This is a genomic window from Solwaraspora sp. WMMD406 (assembly GCF_029626025.1).
GTDB lineage: Bacteria > Actinomycetota > Actinomycetes > Mycobacteriales > Micromonosporaceae > Micromonospora_E.
Genome location: NZ_JARUBF010000001.1, coordinates 5856961 through 5873412 on the forward strand (window position 1 = coordinate 5856961; position 16452 = coordinate 5873412).

The following is a 16452-nucleotide window of genomic DNA, read 5'->3' on the forward strand; positions in this document are numbered from 1 at the left end:
CGATACTCAGATGCGTTGCGTGACCGGATCCGCCCGCTGGGCAATCGTTCTATATGCTGCCCTGCCATGGGCCTGTGGAGATTTGTCGGACGGGCCGAGGAACTCGACCGCCTGTCCGCCGCGGCCACCAGCGGAGGTCGCGGGTTGATCCTCAGTGGCTCCGCCGGGATCGGCAAGAGCCGCCTGCTGCGCGAGGTCGTCGACAAGATCCCGACCGATACGTACGCCGCCTGGTCCGCCGCTGGTAGCCTCAGCGCCGCCGGACTGCCGTTCGCCGGGCTCAGCCAGGTTCTGCCGGCGGAGCAACCGCCCGGAATGTCGGCGTCCGCCCTGTTGCGGTGGGCGGTCGAGTCACTTCGGCAACGGGCCGGCGGACGGCGGATCGTCCTCGCCATCGACGACGCCCACCTGCTCGATCCCTCCTCCGCCGCGCTGACCAACCTGATCGCCCGATCTGGACAGGCCACGGTGCTGGGCACGCTGCGCAGCGGCGAGCCGGTGCCGCTGCCGATCCGCGCGTTGTGGACCGACGACCTGGTCGAGCACGAGGAACTGTCCGCGCTCGGAGTCGACGACACCACCGGGCTGCTGGCCGAGATGCTCGGCGGGCCGCTCGATCCCGCCTCGGCCGAGCGGCTCTGGCGGCTCTCGGCGGGAAACCCGCTGCTGCTGCGGGAACTGGTGATCGCCGCTCAGTCCGGACACGAACTCACCCAGGCGTACGGAGTGTGGCGCTGGACCGGCCGGTTGGCGCTGGCACCCAGCCTGACCGACCTGATCGACAACCGGATCGGGCAACTCGGCCCCGGAGTCCGGTCCGTGATCGAACTCGTCGCCCTGGGCGAACCGATCGGACTGCGCCTGCTGCTGGCGGCCACCAGCCAGGCAGCCGTCGAAGAAGCCGAGGAACGCGGCCTGATCCGGGTGGTCAACGACGACCGGAGACGCGACGTCCACCTGACCCACCCGCTCTACGGCGAGGTGGTCCGGCGGGCCTGCCCGGTGACCCGGTCGCACCGGCTGCAGGCACAACTGGCGACCCTGGTCGAGCAGACCGGCGCCCGCCGCCGCGACGACCTTTTGCGGGTGGCGGTCTGGCGGCTGGAGTCGGACACCGCCGACGATCCGGGCCTGCTGCTGCGCGCCGCCGCCGCCGCGTTCACCGGCTACGACATCCCACTCGCCGACCGACTGGCGACCCGGGCGGTCAGCACCGGCGGCGGCTTCGCCGCCGCCGAACTGATGGCCACCATCCTGATGTTCCGCGACGAACCGGAACGGGCGCTGGCCACCATCGAATCGGTCCGCCACCAGATCGACGACGACGACCGGCGTGGCAGGTGGCTGATGGTGCTGGGGCTGGTCGCCTACTGGGGGCTGGCCCACGAATCCACCGTGGAGGACCTGGCCGACGGGGTCACCCTGATCCGCGACCCGGCCGGGCAGGCCAGGGTGCACTCGTTCGAGGCCATCATGCGGCTGCACCGCTTGGAGTGCGACGCAGCGCTGCGGCTGGCCCGCAGCGTGCTCGACCGGCCGGCGGCCACCCCCGCCGCGCGCGGACTCGCCCAGTGCACCATCGCCCATCTGCGGGCCGCACAGGGCGACCTGACCGAAAGCAGCCAGGCGATCAACGAGGTGGAGGCCGACGCGACGCGCTGGCGGACCGAACTGCCGTACCTGCAGCTTGCCCTGGAGCTGGCTCGCGGCACCCGGCTGGTACTCGCCGGCGACCTGGCGGGGATCGACGCGATCGTGGCCGAGGAGTTCGCCGATTTGGCCGACGCCGGCGACTTCCGGCTGGGCTCCGGCTATCTGTCGGTCGTCCGCGCCCAGGCAGCCCGGCTGCGAGGACGACTCGACGACGCGGCACGGCACAGCCGGCAGGCCTGCGCGATGCTGGCCACCGGGCGGATCTTCGCCGGCCTGGCCCACGCCGAGCGGGCCCACGCCGCCGCGCTGCGCGGCGACGCGGCCGCCGCGAAGACGGCGATGAGCGACTCCGACCGGGCCCAGGCACCGGGCATGGCCATCCTCTATCCCTGGCGGGAACAGGCCCGGTGCTGGGTGACGGTGAGCGAAGGGGACCTCGACGGCGGCGTACGGATGCTGCGGGAACTGGCCGACCGGCTGCGTACCGACGGGTTCGCCGGACACGAAGTGGTGGTGCTGCACGACCTGGTCCGGCTGGGTCGGGCCGATCTGGTCGTCGACCGGCTGGTCGAGCTCGCCACCACTGTCGAGGGTCCGCTGCCCGTACTGGTCCTGCGGCAGGCGCGCGGGGCTACCGCAGGACCCTCCGGTGAGCTGCTGCGAGCCGCCGTGGGCTTCGCGAAGCTCGAGCTGCACCTGTTCGCCGCCGAGGCGGCGGCGATGGCGGTACGCCAGCAGCGGCAGGCCCGCTCACCGCTGGCCGGACAGACCACCGTGCTGCTCAGCGAGCTGCTGGCACGCTGCGCCGACGTCCGCACCCCGGCGCTGCTGGCCGGCCAGCCCCAGCTCACCGACCGGGAGTTCCAGGTGGCTCGGCTGGCGGCGGCCGGGGTGGCCAGCCGGAACATCGCCCAGCGGTTGTTCCTGTCGACCCGGACTGTGGAGAACCACCTGCAGCGGGCGTACAGCAAACTCGGGGTGACCGGCCGCGGCGAACTCGCCGCCGCCTTGCGGGCGGTGGAGAGCAGTGGCGACACGGCGAGCGACCGAACGCGACCGGGAACCTGAAGGAGTGCACGACGCGGGCGGGCGTCCGTCCGGTGACCTCCGCGCCGGCCGGAATCGCCGGGCGGTCGTAGAGTAGCCGGGTGACCAGCTCCAGTCCCGCGCTGCTGACCGACCACTACGAGCTGACCATGCTCGCCGCCGCGCTGGCCGACGGCAGCGCCCACCGCCGCTGCGTCTTCGAGGTGTTCGCCCGGCGGCTGCCCACCGGCCGCCGGTACGGAGTCGTGGCCGGCACCGGCCGGCTGATCGACCTGATCCGGGACTTCCGGTTCGACGAGGCGACGATCGCGCATCTGCGGGACCGGTCGGTGGTGGACGCCACCACGGCGAACTGGCTCGCCGACTACCGGTTCACCGGGGACGTCGACGGCTACGCCGAAGGCGAGCTGTACTTTCCCAACTCGCCGATCCTGACGATCTCCGGCACGTTCGCCGAGTGCGTCCTGCTGGAGACCCTGGTGTTGTCGGTGCTCAACCACGACTGCGCGATCGCCGCCGCCGCCGCGCGGGCGGTGACGGCGGCCCGGGGTCGGCCGGTGATCGAGATGGGTTCCCGGCGCACGCACGAGGAGGCGGCCGTCGCCGCGGCGCGCGCGGCGTACCTGGCCGGTTTCGCGGCCACCTCCAACCTGGCCGCCGGGGCACGGTACGGGATTCCCACGGCGGGGACCTCGGCGCACGCGTTCACCCTGCTGCACGACGACGAACGGGCCGCTTTCGCGTCCCAGGTCGCGACGCTCGGCAAGGACACCACGTTGCTGGTCGACACCTACAGCATCAGCCAGGGCATCCGCAACGCCATCGAGGTGGCCGGTCCGGAGCTGCGGGCGATCCGGATCGACTCCGGAGACCTGTCGGTGCTGGCCCTGCAGTCCCGCGAGCTGCTCGACTCCCTTGGTGCCACCGAGACGCAGATCATCGTCTCCGGTGACCTGGACGAGTACGCGATCGCCGCGCTGGCCGCCGAACCGGTGGACATGTACGGTGCCGGCACCGCCGTGGTGACCGGATCCGGCGCACCCACCGCCCACCTTGTCTACAAGTTGGTCGAGGTCGACGGCCGGCCGGTGGTCAAGCGATCGGAGAACAAGGCGACCGTCGGCGGTCGCAAGGTCGCGGTACGCCGACACAAACCGACCGGCACCGCGACCGAGGAGATCGTCGTCTCGCAGGGGGTACCGGACCGGGTCAACGGCGACCGGGTCCTGCAGCACTCGTTCGTCGCGGCCGGCGAACCGCTGGAGTCGCCGACCCTGGCACAGTCCCGCGAGCACCTGCGACGCTGCCTGATCTCGATCCCGTGGGAGGGTCTGAAGCTCTCCGCCGGGGATCCGGCCATCGCGGTGACCGTCGTGCCGTCCGATTAGCTGGTTTTCGCTCGCCGAAGGGATGTCTGGCCCATGCACCGCGCGCTGATCATCGTCGACGTACAGAACGACTTCTGCGAGGGCGGCTCCCTTGCCGTCGGAGGCGGCGCCGAGGTGGCCGCCGCGATCTCCCGTACGGTCGCGCAGGCCCCGCCGGGTCGGTGGCGGCACGTCGTGGCGACCAAGGACTATCACGTCGATCCGGGAGCGCACTTCGGCGATCCGCCGGACTTCGTCGACTCCTGGCCGGTGCACTGCGTGGTCGGCACCGGAGGTGCCGATTTCCATCCCGACCTGGACACCGGTCCGATCGAAGCGGTGTTCCACAAGGGCCGGCACGCCGCCGCCTACTCCGGGTTCGAGGGACACACCGAAACCGGCACGGCGCTGGCCGACTGGTTGCGGCAGCGGGGCGTCACCGAGGTCGACGTGGTCGGCATCGCCACCGATCACTGTGTACGGGCCACCGCCCTGGACGCCGCGCGCGCCGGGTTCGACACCACCGTACTGCTGGAGCTGACCGCCGGGGTCGCGCCGGCCACCACCGAGGTGGCGGTCGACAAGCTGCGTACGGCCGGGGTGACCCTCACCGGACGACCGGTCCTGCGCCCGGCCTGAGGCACCCGCCCGGGCCGGTCCACCGAGGGCCGGTCCGCCACCACGTCGAGGGCCGGTCCCCGGTCCACCACGTCGAGGGCCGGTCCCCGGTCCACCTCGTCGGCGGGTCCACGTCGTCGGTGAGTACGGTCACGTTCGGCGCGGCCGGGCCGAAATCGGCTGGCGGATGTCGTACCCGGCGGGAAAGATCCCGCCGGAGGTACGGATCGTGTTGACACTGACGCCTTACCGGGATGCGCTCGCGCTGCCCGGCGTCGCCCGGCTGCTCGCCATCTCGATCGTGGCCCGGATGCCGAACACCGCCGCCGGGGTGTCGCTCACCCTCTACGTGGTGCTCGAACTGGGTCGAGGCTATGCCGCCGCCGGGCTGGTGGCCACCGCGATCACCGTCGGTGCCGCGATCGGCGCGCCGCTGCTCGGCCGGCTGGTCGACCGGCACGGCCTCCGCCCGGTCCTGCTGCTGTCGGTCTGCGCGCAGGCGACCTTCTGGGGGCTCGCCCCGCTGCTGCCCTATCTCGGGTTGGTGGTGGCGGCGGCGGTCGCCGGGCTGCTGAGCCTGCCGGTCTTCTCGGTGATCCGGCAGTCGCTGGCCGCCCTGGTCCCGGCCGATCGGCGCCGGCCGGCGTACGCGTTGGACTCGATGTCCGTCGAGGTGTCGTTCATGATCGGCCCGGCGCTGGCGGTGCTGCTCGCCACGACCGTGTCGCCGACGGCCGCGCTGGTCGCGGTCGGCGCGGGCCTGGTCGGCGCCGGGCTGCTGATGATCTGGATCGATCCGCCGGTACGGGGTGCGGGTGAGGCGCCGGCACGACCCGGGCAACGGATCGCCCGCCGGGACTGGCTGACCGCACGGCTGATCGGTGTGCTGGCGATCGGCGCGGCCAGCACCCTGGTGCTCGGCGGCACCGACGTCGCGCTGGTCGCGGCGCTACGCGAGTCCGGTCAACTGGCCTGGACCAGCGTGGTGCTGGCGGCCTGGGGCGCGTACTCACTGGTCGGGGGATTCGCCTACGGTGCGGTACGGCGGCCGTTGCCGCCGTTCGGGCTGATGGCGTTGCTGGCAGTCACCACCATCCCGGTGGGGTTGGGTGCCGGCCAGTGGTGGACTCTCGCCTTGGCCTTGCTGCCGGCCGGGTTGCTCTGTGCGCCCACGATCGCCGCGACGTCCGACGCGGTGAGTCGGCTCGCGCCGGTGTCGGTCCGGGGCGAGGCGATGGGGCTGCACGGATCGGCGATGACCATCGGCATGGCCGTCGGTGCCCCGCTCACCGGTGCCGTCGTCGACGCCGCCGGGCCGGCCTGGGGGTTCGCCGCGATCGGCGTGGTGGGTTCGCTGGTCGCGCTGCTGGTGCTGCCGGCGCAGGTGCGGCGACGGCGGGGTGTCGCGGATCGGCGGCGGCTGTCCGCCGCCGCCGATCTCGCCTGATGACCGACCTGCGCCGATTCCGGAGTGATCGACCGACCGGGGTGATCGACCGACCGGGTCCGGGTCAGCGCTCGTCGACGTTGGCCGTGGTGTCTTCCTGGTAGGTGGCGCCGCCGTCGGACTCGCTGGTCAGCGGTTTGGCACCGCCCTCCGGCGGGCCCGCGACGGACTGGTGGCCGGCGGCCAGCTCCGGGAACTTGAGGTCGAATGCGGGCCGTTCCGACCGAATCCGGGGCATCCGGTCGAAGTTGCGCAGCGGCGGCGGGGAGCTGGTGGCCCACTCCAGGGAGTTGCCGTGGCCCCACGGGTCGTCGACGTCGACCAGCGGGCCGGCCTTGTACGACTTCCACACGTTGTAGAGGAACGGCAGCGTCGAGATGCCGGTGACGAACGACCCGATCGTGGAGATCATGTTGAGCGTGGTGAAGCCGTCCGTGGCCAGGTAGTCGGCGTACCGGCGGGGAAAGCCCTCGTTGCCGAGCCAGTGCTGCACCAGGAAGGTGGTGTGGAAGCCGATGAAGGTCAGCCAGAAATGCACCCGGCCCAGCCGCTCGTCGAGCATCCGGCCGGTGAACTTCGGGAACCAGAAGTAGATGCCGGCGAACACCGCGAACACGATCGTGCCGAAGAGCACGTAGTGGAAGTGCGCGACGACGAAGTACGAGTCGGAGACGTGGAAGTCGATCGGTGGGCTGGCCAGCAGCACGCCGGACAGGCCGCCGAAAAGGAAGGTGACCAGGAAGCCGATCGCCCACAGCATGGGCGTCTCGAAGCTGATCTGTCCCCGCCACATGGTGCCGATCCAGTTGAAGAACTTCATGCCGGTCGGTACGGCGATCAGGAAGCTCAGAAAGCTGAAGAACGGCAGCAGCACCTGCCCGGTGGCGAACATATGGTGCGCCCAGACGCTCATCGACAGCGCGGCGATCGCGATGGTCGCGCCGACCAGACCCTTGTAACCGAAGATCGGCTTACGGGAGAAGACCGGGATGACCTCGCTGATGATGCCGAAGAACGGCAGCGCGACGATGTAGACCTCGGGGTGGCCGAAGAACCAGAACAGGTGCTGCCACAGCAGCGGACCGCCGGTCTCCGGGGCGTACACGTGGGCGCCGAGCATGCGGTCGGCGGCAAGGGCGAACAACGCGGCGGCCAGCAGCGGGAAGACCATGATCACCAGGAGGCTGGTGACCAGGATGTTCCAGGTGAAGATCGGCATCCGGAACATGGTCATGCCGGGGGCCCGCAGGGTCAGGATCGTGGTGATCATGTTGACCGCGCCGAGGATGGTGCCGAGACCGGAGATCGCCAGGCCGACGATCCACATGTTGGCGCCGACCCCGGGTGAGTGTTCGACGCTGCTCAGCGGCACGTAGGCGAACCAGCCGAAGTCGGCGGCACCGCCGGGGGTGAGGAAGCCACCCATGGCGAGCGTCCCGCCGAACAGGTACAGCCAGTAAGCGAAGCTGTTCAGCCGGGGGAACGACACGTCCGGAGCGCCGATCTGGATCGGCGTGATGTAGTTCGCGAACGCGAAGACGATCGGCGTCGCGAAGAACAGCAGCATGATCGTGCCGTGCATGGTGAAGAGCTGGTTGTACTGCTCCGGGGAGAGGAACTGCATCCCCGGCTGGGCCAGCTCCGCACGCATGATCAACGCCATCAGGCCGCCGATCATGAAGAACGCGAAGGCGGTGACCATGTACATGATCCCGATCTGCTTCGCGTCGGTCGTACGCAGCAGCCGCGCCATGGCCGAGCCCCGGACCGGCTCCCGGACCGGGAACGGTCGGGTGGCGATCGGCTTCGGTGCGACGGTGGTCACGAATGGCCTCCGGTTCTCGTCGATCCCACGGCACTCGCGCCGATGATCCGCTGGCCGTGCCTCGCAGGCAGGATAGTCCCCGCTCACCCTGGGTCCGCACGCCGGGTGCCAGGACCCCCCGACGGCGCGCCGGACCGGGACACCACGACCCGACGGTACGGTCCGACCAGGCCCGCCTTGCCCCTGGGCGGCGCCGCCCAGGGGCAGCGGGACCCGGATCTACACCGGGTCGATCAGCAGCCGGTAGTGCTCCTGGAAGATCGTGCTGCCTCTGCTGCGCAACAGCGGGTCGCGCAGGGCCGGGCTGACGTCGCGGGTGTGGTCGCGGTCACGGGTCCGGTCCAGCACCCACTGGGTACGTGGCCGGCGCCGGCTCTCGTAGCCGGCGAGCGCCTCGGCGATCGACGAACGGGTCCGCACCATCTCGGCGAGCACCAGGGCGTCTTCCAGGGCCATCGCGGCGCCCTGCGACAGGGTGGGCGCGGTGGCGTGCGCCGCGTCACCGACGAGCACGACGTTGCCTCGGGACCAGGCCGACAACTCGACCTCGTCGGTGACCGCCACCTGCACCTTTTCCACCGCTTCGAGGACGGCCGGCACCGGATGGCCGTACTCGCCGAAAAGGTCCCGGAGCCGGACGAGCGGGTCGGCCGGCGGCGCCGAGCCAGCCGGTAGGGCCTCGTCGGCGTAACAGTAGAGCCGGCCGTACCCCATCGGCATCACCACGATCCCGGCCCGCTGGCCGAGCAGCCCGGTCCATTCGGTGATCTCCGGACCGCCGGAGACCACACTGCGGTAGACGATCTGACCCACCGGGTGCGCGGCACCGCCGAGTCCGGCCAACTGGCGCACCGTCGAGCGACGCCCGTCAGCACCGACGACCAGGTCGTACTCGGCGTACGATCCGTCGCCGAAGGCGACCTTGGTGGTCTCGTCGCCGACTTCCAGGTCACACACCTCGGTGTCGTGGCGGACCTCGCCGCCGGCCCCGGTGAGCAGCACCCGGTGCAGGTCGGCTCGGGGCAACGCGCGGCACTCGCCGACGCCGTCCCACAACTGGTCCAGGTCGACCGCGCACAGCTGTCGACCGGCCGAATCGAGGAAGCGTTGGTGGCGGATGACCGCGCCGAGCGGGCGCAACGGGCCGTCCAGGCCGAGCTCCCGTAGCGCCCGGATCGCGTTACCGGGCAGGAAGATCCCCGCACCGGCCACAACGGATGGTGGGAGCTTCTCCACCACTGTGGGCCTGAGACCGGCCAACCGCAGCGCACGGGCCAATGCCAGACCGGCGACGCTGGCACCGACGATGAGCACGCGCACGGGTGCTTGAGCCATAGTCCGCGCCGCCTCCGGGGGAATAGACACTCATTGAAGCCAAGAGACTACTGCCGGCGACACTGCCGCGGTAGGCCCATCCCACCCACTTGTTCCGCGCGGATCCTGCGGTTACGGCACCCTGACAATCCGGTTGAATCGACCGACTCCGCCACCGACTCGGCACCGTGTTGGCAACATCCACTGGCGGAAATCGTAGCTGTTCAGCGTTGTACGCGGGCGCCCCCGCCGCCGACCAGAGACTCCACTTCGGCCAGGTTGGCCATCGAGGTGTCACCGGGTGTGGTCATCGCCAGTGCACCGTGTGCCGCTCCGTACTCCACCGCCAAGGCCAGGTCGCCCTTCTCCAGCAGCCCGTACACCAGACCGGAGGCGAAACTGTCCCCGCCGCCGACCCGGTCCAGGATCTCCAGACCGGCACGGTGCGTAGCTTCGACGAATCCCGTCGGAGCCGACCACGCGATCGCTCCCCAGTCGTTGACTGTGGCGGTCCGCACCGTACGCAAGGTCGTCGCGACGACCCGGAAGTTCGGGTATGCCCGGACGACCTCGGTGATCATCCGTTGGAAGTTGCCGACCTCCAACTCGGTCAGACTCTCGTCGGTGTCCGGTACGGCGAACCCCAAGCTCGCGGTGAAGTCCTCCTCGTTGCCGATCATCACGTCGACGTACCCGGCCAGCCGGCGGTTGACCTCCTGCGCCCGGGCCTGTCCGCCGATCGCCTTCCACAGGCTCGGCCGGTAGTTCAGGTCGTAGGAGATGATCGTGCCGTGCCGGCGGGCCGCCGCCATGGCCGCCTCGATCGTGTCGGGGGTCGTCTCCGACAGCGCCGCGTAGATCCCCCCGGTGTGCAGCCAGCGGACACCGAGCGCGCCGAAGAGGTGGTCCCAGTCGACGTCGTCGGGACGCAGTTGGCTGGCGGCGGTGTGTCCCCGGTCCGAGGTGCCGACCGCGCCCCGCAGCCCGAAGCCGCGTTCGGTGAAGTTCAGCCCGTTGCGCACGCCGCGCCCGATACCGTCGTACGGCATCCAGCGCACCAGGGACGTGTCGACGCCACCGGTCAGGACCAGATCCTCCAGCAGGCGACCCACCTCGTTGTCGGCGAACGCGGTGATCACCGCGGTCCGCAGTCCGAAGCAGCGCCGCAGGCCACGCGCGACGTTGTACTCGCCGCCGCCCTCCCAGGCCCGGAAGGTACGCGCGGTGCGGACCCGACCCTCACCAGGGTCGAGCCGCAGCATGACCTCACCCAGGGCGACCAGGTCGTAGCGGCATTCCTCGGCGGGCCGAGGGCTCAACGGCCCGGTGTCGGCGGGTCGCCGCCCGGCCGGTTGCGGATCAGACATCGAAACTCCTCGTCAAGAGATGGCCCAGACCGGTCACTCGGGTGCCGTACCGGTCAGGGCTGGGACTGGCCGAGACCGGCCGGGTCGGCTCCGGGTGCCGTACCGGTCAGGGCTGGGACTGACTGCCGGCGGCGGCAGCGGCGACGGCAGCGGCGGTGAGCCGGGTCACCTCGGCCCAGTCGCCGGTGGCGAGCAGCTTGGGGGCGACCATCCAGGTGCCCCCGACGGCGAGGACCGCCGGGTGGGCCAGATAGTCGGCCAGGTTGCCGGTGTGCACCCCGCCGGTGGGGATGAATCGCACCGACCGGAACGGCGCGGCCAGGGCCCGTACCATGCCGATCCCGCCGAGTTGTTCCGCCGGGAAGAACTTGACGGTGTCCAGGCCCGCGTCGAGCGCCAGCTGGATCTCGGTCGCGCTGGACACCCCCGGGAACACCGGTACGCCGAGTTCCCGGCAGCGGCGGACGACCGCCGGACCGAATCCGGGGCTGACCACGAACCGGGCACCAGCCCGCACCGCCGCGTCGACCTGTTCGACCGTGAGGACGGTGCCGGCGCCGACCAGCATGTCGGGGTTGGCGGACATCGCGGCGATCGCCTCGGCGGCGGCGGCGGTCCGGAAGGTCACCTCGGCGGTCGGCAGGCCACCGGCCACGAGCGCGGCGGCCAGCGGCTCGGCGCCGGCGGGCTCCTCCAGCACCACGACCGGCAGGATGCGGGCGGCACCGATAGCCGTGACGATGTCCGTTCCTGCCCCCGCTGCCACGCCCGGCTCCACGCCAGCCCCCACTACGGCATCCGATCGCTGTTCAGCATCTTGAACGTTGGTCACGTACGTGACCCTACCGGGCGTACCAACGCTGTCAACCCGACGGCCGACGTGGCTAGAGTGACGACCATGACGGTGCGCGACGACCTGCCGGAGCGCGAGGGGTTCCAGCCGGTGAAGTCCGCCGGCCGGACGCTGGAGGTACTCGAAACACTGGCCGCCGCCGGTGGCCGACGGTCACTCGGCGACCTGTCCCGCGAACTGCGCATACCCAAGAGCAGCCTGCACGGCATTCTGCGCACGATGACGCAGCGCGGCTGGGTGGAGACCGACGACACCGGCACCCGCTTCGGGCTCGGCGTACGGGCCCTGCAGGTCGGGGCCGCCTATTTGGCCGCCGACGACGCGGTCGGCCTGCTGGACGGCGTCCTCGACGAGCTGGCCCGACAGTTCGGGGAGACCGTCCACCTGGGCCGGCTGGACGGGCCGCACGTCGTCTACATGGCCAAACGGGAGTCGGTCCATCCGCTTCGGCTCTACAGCGCGATCGGTCGGCAACTCCCCGCGCACGCCACCGCCCTGGGCAAGGCGCTGCTGGCCGAGTACCCCGACGACACCGTCGACCGGCTGCTGACCTGGCCGTTGCCCCGGCTGACCCGGCGCACCGTCGTCGAACCCGACGACCTGCACGCCCAGCTCGCCGAAATCCGTATCCGTGGGTACGCGGTCGACCGCGAGGAGAACACCGAGGGCATCGTCTGTCTGGCGATGGCGATGCCGCTGCGCTCGCCGGCCACGGACGCGATCAGCCTGTCCATCCCGTCCGGCCGGATCGATCCGGCCGGCGAGGCACGGATCGTGGCCGGCCTGCGGGTCGCCGCCAGCCAGGTGCGAGCCGCCCGGGGCCTGGTCACGACCTGACCCGTCGCGTGGTCGACCGGGACAGACCGACCGGCCTGGATTCGGCACGGCGTTCGCGTACCTGAACGGCACCGGGGCCAATCACGGTCGGGTTCGATACATCGATTTCCAGCGCTCGCGTTGCGGATGCTTTTCACACATGTAAATGTGTCTTAACGTCAATGGGAGCGCTCCCGCGACGCCAGACAGATCGCGTCCATCGGCCCCCGGGCCACCGACCGCAGCGAACCGCACCGACCCCGAGGTCACCGACTCCACGGAACCCAAGGAGCACCATGAGACGTCCGATCCGCGCCGTGGCGGCAGCAGGTCTGCTGCTGGCCGGCGGCATGATCGCAGTCGTCACCGCCGCGCCCGCCCAGGCCGACACGGTGATCTGCGAGCAGTACGGCTCCACCACCATCCAGGGCCGCTACGTCGTGCAGAACAACCGCTGGGGCACCACCGCCCAGCAGTGCATCAACGTGACGAGCTCCGGCTTCTCCATCACCTCCCAGCAGGGCAGCTCACCGACGAACGGGGCACCGGTCTCCTACCCGTCGGTCTTCTACGGCTGCCACTACACGAACTGCTCTCCGGGGACCAACCTGCCGATCCAGGTCAGCCGGATCAGCAGCGCGCCGACGAGCATCAACTACTCGTACGTCGGCAACGGCACCTACAACGCGTCGTACGACATCTGGTTGGACCCGACGCCCCGTACCGACGGCGTCAGCCAGATGGAGATCATGATCTGGTTCCACCGGCAGGGCTCGATCCAACCGATCGGTTCGCCGGTCGGCAACACCACCATCGCCGGCCGCAGCTTCCAGGTCTGGACCGGTAGCAACGGCAGCAACAATGTCGTCTCCTACCTCGCCCAGTCGTCGTCCAGCAGCTGGAACTTCGACGTGATGGCCTTCGTCAACGACGTGCGCAACCGGGGACAGATCACCAACTCCTGGTACCTGACCAGCGTTCAGGCCGGCTTCGAGCCGTGGAACGGCGGCACCGGCCTCGCGGTCAACTCGTTCTCGTCGACGGTGAACACCGGTGGCGCGCCGCCGCCGACCACCGCGCCGCCGACCACCGCACCACCACCCACCACCCCGCCACCCGGCGGCGGCGGGTGTCGGGTCAGCTACACGCCCAACACCTGGAACAACGGCTACACCGCCGAGGTACGGATCACCAACACCGGTGCCAGCACGATCAACGGCTGGACCCTGGCGTACCAGCTGCCCTCCGGACAGACGATCAGCAGTGCGTGGAACGCCACCGTGTCACAGAGCGGGTCGTCGGTGACCGCCCGTAACCTGAGCTGGAACGGCAGCCTGGCACCGAACGCCAGCGCCTCCTTCGGCTACCAGGCGACCTACAGCGGCTCCTACTCGTCACCCGCCAGGTTCACCCTCAACGGCACGACCTGCGCCACCGGTTGACCGACTGACCGTGACGCCCCGGTGGCGAATCGCGGATCCGTCACCCGCCCTCGGCACGACCCGTGCCCGTGGCGCGTCGGGTCCGCGATTCACCCGGGTCGGGTCCGCGGTCCACCCGGATCTCACTCGGTCAGGTCGTCGATCCGGGCCATCTCGCCGTCGGTCAGTTCGAAATCGAAGACGTCGGCGTTGGCAGCGATCCGCTGCGGCGTGACAGACTTCGGGATCACCACGATGCCGTGCTGCAGATGCCAGCGCAGCACCACCTGTGCCGGACTGACCTGGTGGGCGTCGGCGATCTCCACCAGCAGCGGGGTGTCCAGGTCGGTGTTCTGGAACGGGCTATAACCCTCCAGCACGACCCCTCGGGACTGATGTTCGACCAGAGTACGGAGATCGTGCAGCGTCGGACCCCAGGGAACCTGGTTGACCGCCGGCACCGCACCTGTCGCATCGGCCAATTCGTCGATCTGCGCCAGGCTGTAGTTGCTGACCCCGATCGCCCGGACGTGACCGGCCTGGCGCGCCGCGACGAAGGCCCGCCAGGTCGGCACCGATTCCCCGCCCCTGGGCGGCCAGTGGATCAGCCAGAGATCGACGTAGTCGGTGTCCAGGGCAGCCAGGCTCGCCGCGAGGGTCTCCTCCGCCCGGCCGACCCGATCCGGCGGCAGCTTCGTCGTGACGAAGACGTCGTCGCGGGGTACGCCGCTGTCCTTGATCGCGCGGCCCACCTCGGCCTCGTTGCCGTACATGGTGGCGGTGTCCAGATGCCGGTAGCCGACGTCGAGCGCGGCCCGGATCGCCGAATAGCCCTTTTGTCCGGTTGCCTGCCAGGTGCCGAATCCGAGCACCGGCATGTCGACGCCGGGGCCGAGAGAGACGACCGCTTGCTCAACACGCGCTGTCATGGGCTGGTGCTACCCGCTCTGAGCAGCGGATATACCTCTCCGAAACGACCGGCGTCAAGTAGCCGACAGACGGTACCGGCATCGCCGTCGATCCCCCACGCTGTTCACCGCGCGTACATTCGTCGTTACCGTCCCGCGCCAAGCGGGAGGGAAACCCGGCCACGACCGGGGCCGGACACCGATCAGGACGGATCATGAGCAACATCAGCACCACGACGACCACCACCACCGCCGAGCCGCTCACCACCCCGCCACTCACCACCACCAGCCCGCCATTCCCCACCACCCCGCCACTCAGCACCGCCGCCGCCACCGCCACGGCCGCCGCCACGACCGCCACGGCCGCCGCCACCACTGCCACGGCCGCCGCCGGGTCTGACGAACGAAGCACCGACGATCTGTGGCACATGGCCCGCGCGGTGCTGGACGCCAACTGGTCCCGGACGCACACGGTCCCGTCGCGCACCCTCTACCCGCACCAGTGGAGCTGGGACGCCGCCTTCATCAGCATCGGCCTGGCCCGGGTCGACCCCGACCGGGCCTGGCAGGACCTGCGCAACCTGTTCCAGGCCCAGTGGCCGGACGGCCGGGTGCCGCACATCGTCTTCGACCCCGATGTCGCCGAACGCGACTACTTCCCTGGTCCTGGCTTCTGGCAGGTGCCGCAGCTACGGCCCGGACATCCCGACGGCACCGGGATCGTCCAGCCGCCCGCCCACGCGCTCGCTGTCTGGGCGGCCTACCAGCGTCGGCCGGACGCCCGGTCGGTGGACCAGTTGCGCTGGTTCTACCCTCGACTGGTCGCCGCCCAGGACTATCTGCTCGGCGCCCGTGACGTCGGCGGCGGCGGACTGGCCAGCATCGTCCACCCCTGGGAGTCCGGCCTGGACAACAGTCCCGCCTGGGACGAGGCGCTGGCGGCCGTACCCGTGGACCTCGGCGTACTCGCCGGCCGGAACCGGCACGACAACCGGGTGGCCGCCGCCGCGCACCGACCGACCGACGAGGACTACGCCCGGTTCATCGCGCTCGCTTTGGCGTACCGGGACGGTGGTTACCACGACGACGGGCTGCGTGACCGGCACGCGTTCATCGTCGAGTGCCCCACCTTCAACGCGCTGCTCGGCGCGGCGGAGCAGGCCCTCGCGGACATCGCGGCGGTGATCGGCGTCGACCCGGCTCCTCATCTCCGGCGGGCCCGGCGCATCACGCGGGCGATCGACAACCGGTTGTGGAACCCCCGGACCGGGCTCTACCACACCCGCGACGTACGCACCGGGCGGCTCGGTTCGGCCCGGTGCGTGAACGGTCTGGTGCCGCTACTGCTGGCTGAGTTGCCGGCGGAGCGGGTGGCCGCGCTGATCACCGCGGCCGAGTCGAAGCACTTCGGCTTGTCGGCCACGATGCCGGTGGCCAGCTACGACCGTACGGCAGCCGACTTCGATCCGGTCCGCTACTGGCGCGGGCCGGTCTGGATCAACATCAACTGGCTGCTCTGGCGGGGGCTGCGCGCACACGGCCGACCGGCTCAGGCCGCCGAGCTGCGGACCGCCATGTTGGAACTGGTCCGTCGGTCCGGTTACTACGAGTACTTCCACCCGACGACCGGTGACGGTGTCGGCTCCGCCGCGTTCAGTTGGACGGCCGCGCTGGTCCTCGATCTCCTGGCCGATTCGTCGACCACCGTCGAGGCGTCACCCCTCGCCCAGAGTATCGGCTAGTTGACAGCCGTTGGAGCCGTGTCGAGCAGCGCCGATCCGACACTCCGACGGCCACCGGTACCCGTTCGTCCGCT

12 protein-coding genes are annotated in these 16452 nt (G+C 70.6%); 7 read left to right on the forward strand and 5 right to left on the reverse strand.

Annotated features, from left to right (window positions below; translation table 11 throughout):
• Positions 1 to 66 precede the first annotated feature (66 nt).
• From O7632_RS26025 to O7632_RS26040, 4 genes are all read left to right on the forward strand, one after another.
• Entirely contained in the window at positions 67 to 2721 is a 2655-nt protein-coding gene (locus O7632_RS26025; RefSeq protein WP_278118017.1) for a LuxR family transcriptional regulator, read from the forward strand.
• 80 nt (positions 2722 to 2801) lie between these two features.
• On the forward strand, positions 2802 to 4088 hold the full coding sequence (locus O7632_RS26030) for a nicotinate phosphoribosyltransferase (RefSeq protein WP_278118019.1): 1287 nt from the start codon (positions 2802 to 2804) through the stop codon (positions 4086 to 4088).
• Between the two features lie 33 nt (positions 4089 to 4121).
• Entirely contained in the window at positions 4122 to 4706 is a 585-nt protein-coding gene (locus O7632_RS26035) for a nicotinamidase (protein WP_278118021.1), read from the forward strand.
• A 187-nt stretch (positions 4707 to 4893) separates the two neighbouring features.
• Positions 4894 to 6132 (forward strand): MFS transporter, encoded by a 1239-nt coding sequence (locus O7632_RS26040; protein WP_278120405.1) that lies wholly within the window; start codon positions 4894 to 4896, stop codon positions 6130 to 6132.
• A gap of 64 nt (positions 6133 to 6196) precedes the next feature.
• On the opposite strand, the gene ctaD is transcribed toward O7632_RS26040, so the two are convergent.
• From ctaD to eda, 4 genes are all read right to left on the reverse strand, one after another.
• Positions 6197 to 7957 (reverse strand): cytochrome c oxidase subunit I, encoded by a 1761-nt coding sequence (ctaD, locus tag O7632_RS26045; protein ID WP_278118023.1) that lies wholly within the window; start codon positions 7955 to 7957, stop codon positions 6197 to 6199.
• 219 nt (positions 7958 to 8176) lie between these two features.
• Positions 8177 to 9292 carry an FAD-dependent monooxygenase gene (locus tag O7632_RS26050; protein ID WP_278118025.1) on the reverse strand — a complete coding sequence of 372 codons (1116 nt, stop codon included), beginning with the start codon at positions 9290 to 9292 and terminating at the stop codon, positions 8177 to 8179.
• A 203-nt stretch (positions 9293 to 9495) separates the two neighbouring features.
• On the reverse strand, positions 9496 to 10638 hold the full coding sequence (locus O7632_RS26055) for a sugar kinase (RefSeq protein WP_278118027.1): 1143 nt from the start codon (positions 10636 to 10638) through the stop codon (positions 9496 to 9498).
• Positions 10639 to 10744: 106 nt separating this feature from the next.
• Positions 10745 to 11404, reverse strand: coding sequence for a bifunctional 4-hydroxy-2-oxoglutarate aldolase/2-dehydro-3-deoxy-phosphogluconate aldolase (eda, locus tag O7632_RS26060; RefSeq protein ID WP_278118029.1), 660 nt, complete (start codon positions 11402 to 11404; stop codon positions 10745 to 10747).
• A gap of 132 nt (positions 11405 to 11536) precedes the next feature.
• Here eda and O7632_RS26065 point away from each other — a divergent pair, with 132 nt between their 5' ends.
• Both O7632_RS26065 and O7632_RS26070 read left to right on the forward strand, forming a co-directional pair.
• Positions 11537 to 12328 carry an IclR family transcriptional regulator gene (locus tag O7632_RS26065; protein WP_278118030.1) on the forward strand — a complete coding sequence of 264 codons (792 nt, stop codon included), beginning with the start codon at positions 11537 to 11539 and terminating at the stop codon, positions 12326 to 12328.
• A 275-nt stretch (positions 12329 to 12603) separates the two neighbouring features.
• Positions 12604 to 13749 carry a cellulose binding domain-containing protein gene (locus O7632_RS26070; protein ID WP_278118032.1) on the forward strand — a complete coding sequence of 382 codons (1146 nt, stop codon included), beginning with the start codon at positions 12604 to 12606 and terminating at the stop codon, positions 13747 to 13749.
• A 122-nt stretch (positions 13750 to 13871) separates the two neighbouring features.
• On the opposite strand, the gene O7632_RS26075 is transcribed toward O7632_RS26070, so the two are convergent.
• Positions 13872 to 14657 carry an aldo/keto reductase gene (locus O7632_RS26075; RefSeq protein ID WP_278118034.1) on the reverse strand — a complete coding sequence of 262 codons (786 nt, stop codon included), beginning with the start codon at positions 14655 to 14657 and terminating at the stop codon, positions 13872 to 13874.
• 194 nt (positions 14658 to 14851) lie between these two features.
• Here O7632_RS26075 and O7632_RS26080 point away from each other — a divergent pair, with 194 nt between their 5' ends.
• A complete protein-coding gene (locus O7632_RS26080) occupies positions 14852 to 16378 on the forward strand; it encodes a trehalase family glycosidase (RefSeq protein ID WP_347403604.1) in 1527 nt (508 codons plus the stop codon).
• The last annotated feature ends 74 nt before the right edge of the window (positions 16379 to 16452 follow it).

Excerpts from the sequence above, each read along its gene's own strand:
- O7632_RS26025 (WP_278118017.1), top strand. The coding sequence starts at position 67 with ATGGGCCTGTGGAGATTTGTCGGACGGGCCGAGGAACTCGACCGCCTG.
- O7632_RS26035 (WP_278118021.1), top strand. The coding sequence starts at position 4,122 with ATGCACCGCGCGCTGATCATCGTCGACGTACAGAACGACTTCTGCGAG.
- O7632_RS26050 (WP_278118025.1), bottom strand. The coding sequence starts at position 9,292 with ATGGCTCAAGCACCCGTGCGCGTGCTCATCGTCGGTGCCAGCGTCGCC.
- O7632_RS26055 (WP_278118027.1), bottom strand. The coding sequence starts at position 10,638 with ATGTCTGATCCGCAACCGGCCGGGCGGCGACCCGCCGACACCGGGCCG.
- O7632_RS26065 (WP_278118030.1), top strand. The coding sequence starts at position 11,537 with ATGACGGTGCGCGACGACCTGCCGGAGCGCGAGGGGTTCCAGCCGGTG.
- O7632_RS26070 (WP_278118032.1), top strand. The coding sequence starts at position 12,604 with ATGAGACGTCCGATCCGCGCCGTGGCGGCAGCAGGTCTGCTGCTGGCC.
- O7632_RS26075 (WP_278118034.1), bottom strand. The coding sequence starts at position 14,657 with ATGACAGCGCGTGTTGAGCAAGCGGTCGTCTCTCTCGGCCCCGGCGTC.
- O7632_RS26080 (WP_347403604.1), top strand. The coding sequence starts at position 14,852 with ATGAGCAACATCAGCACCACGACGACCACCACCACCGCCGAGCCGCTC.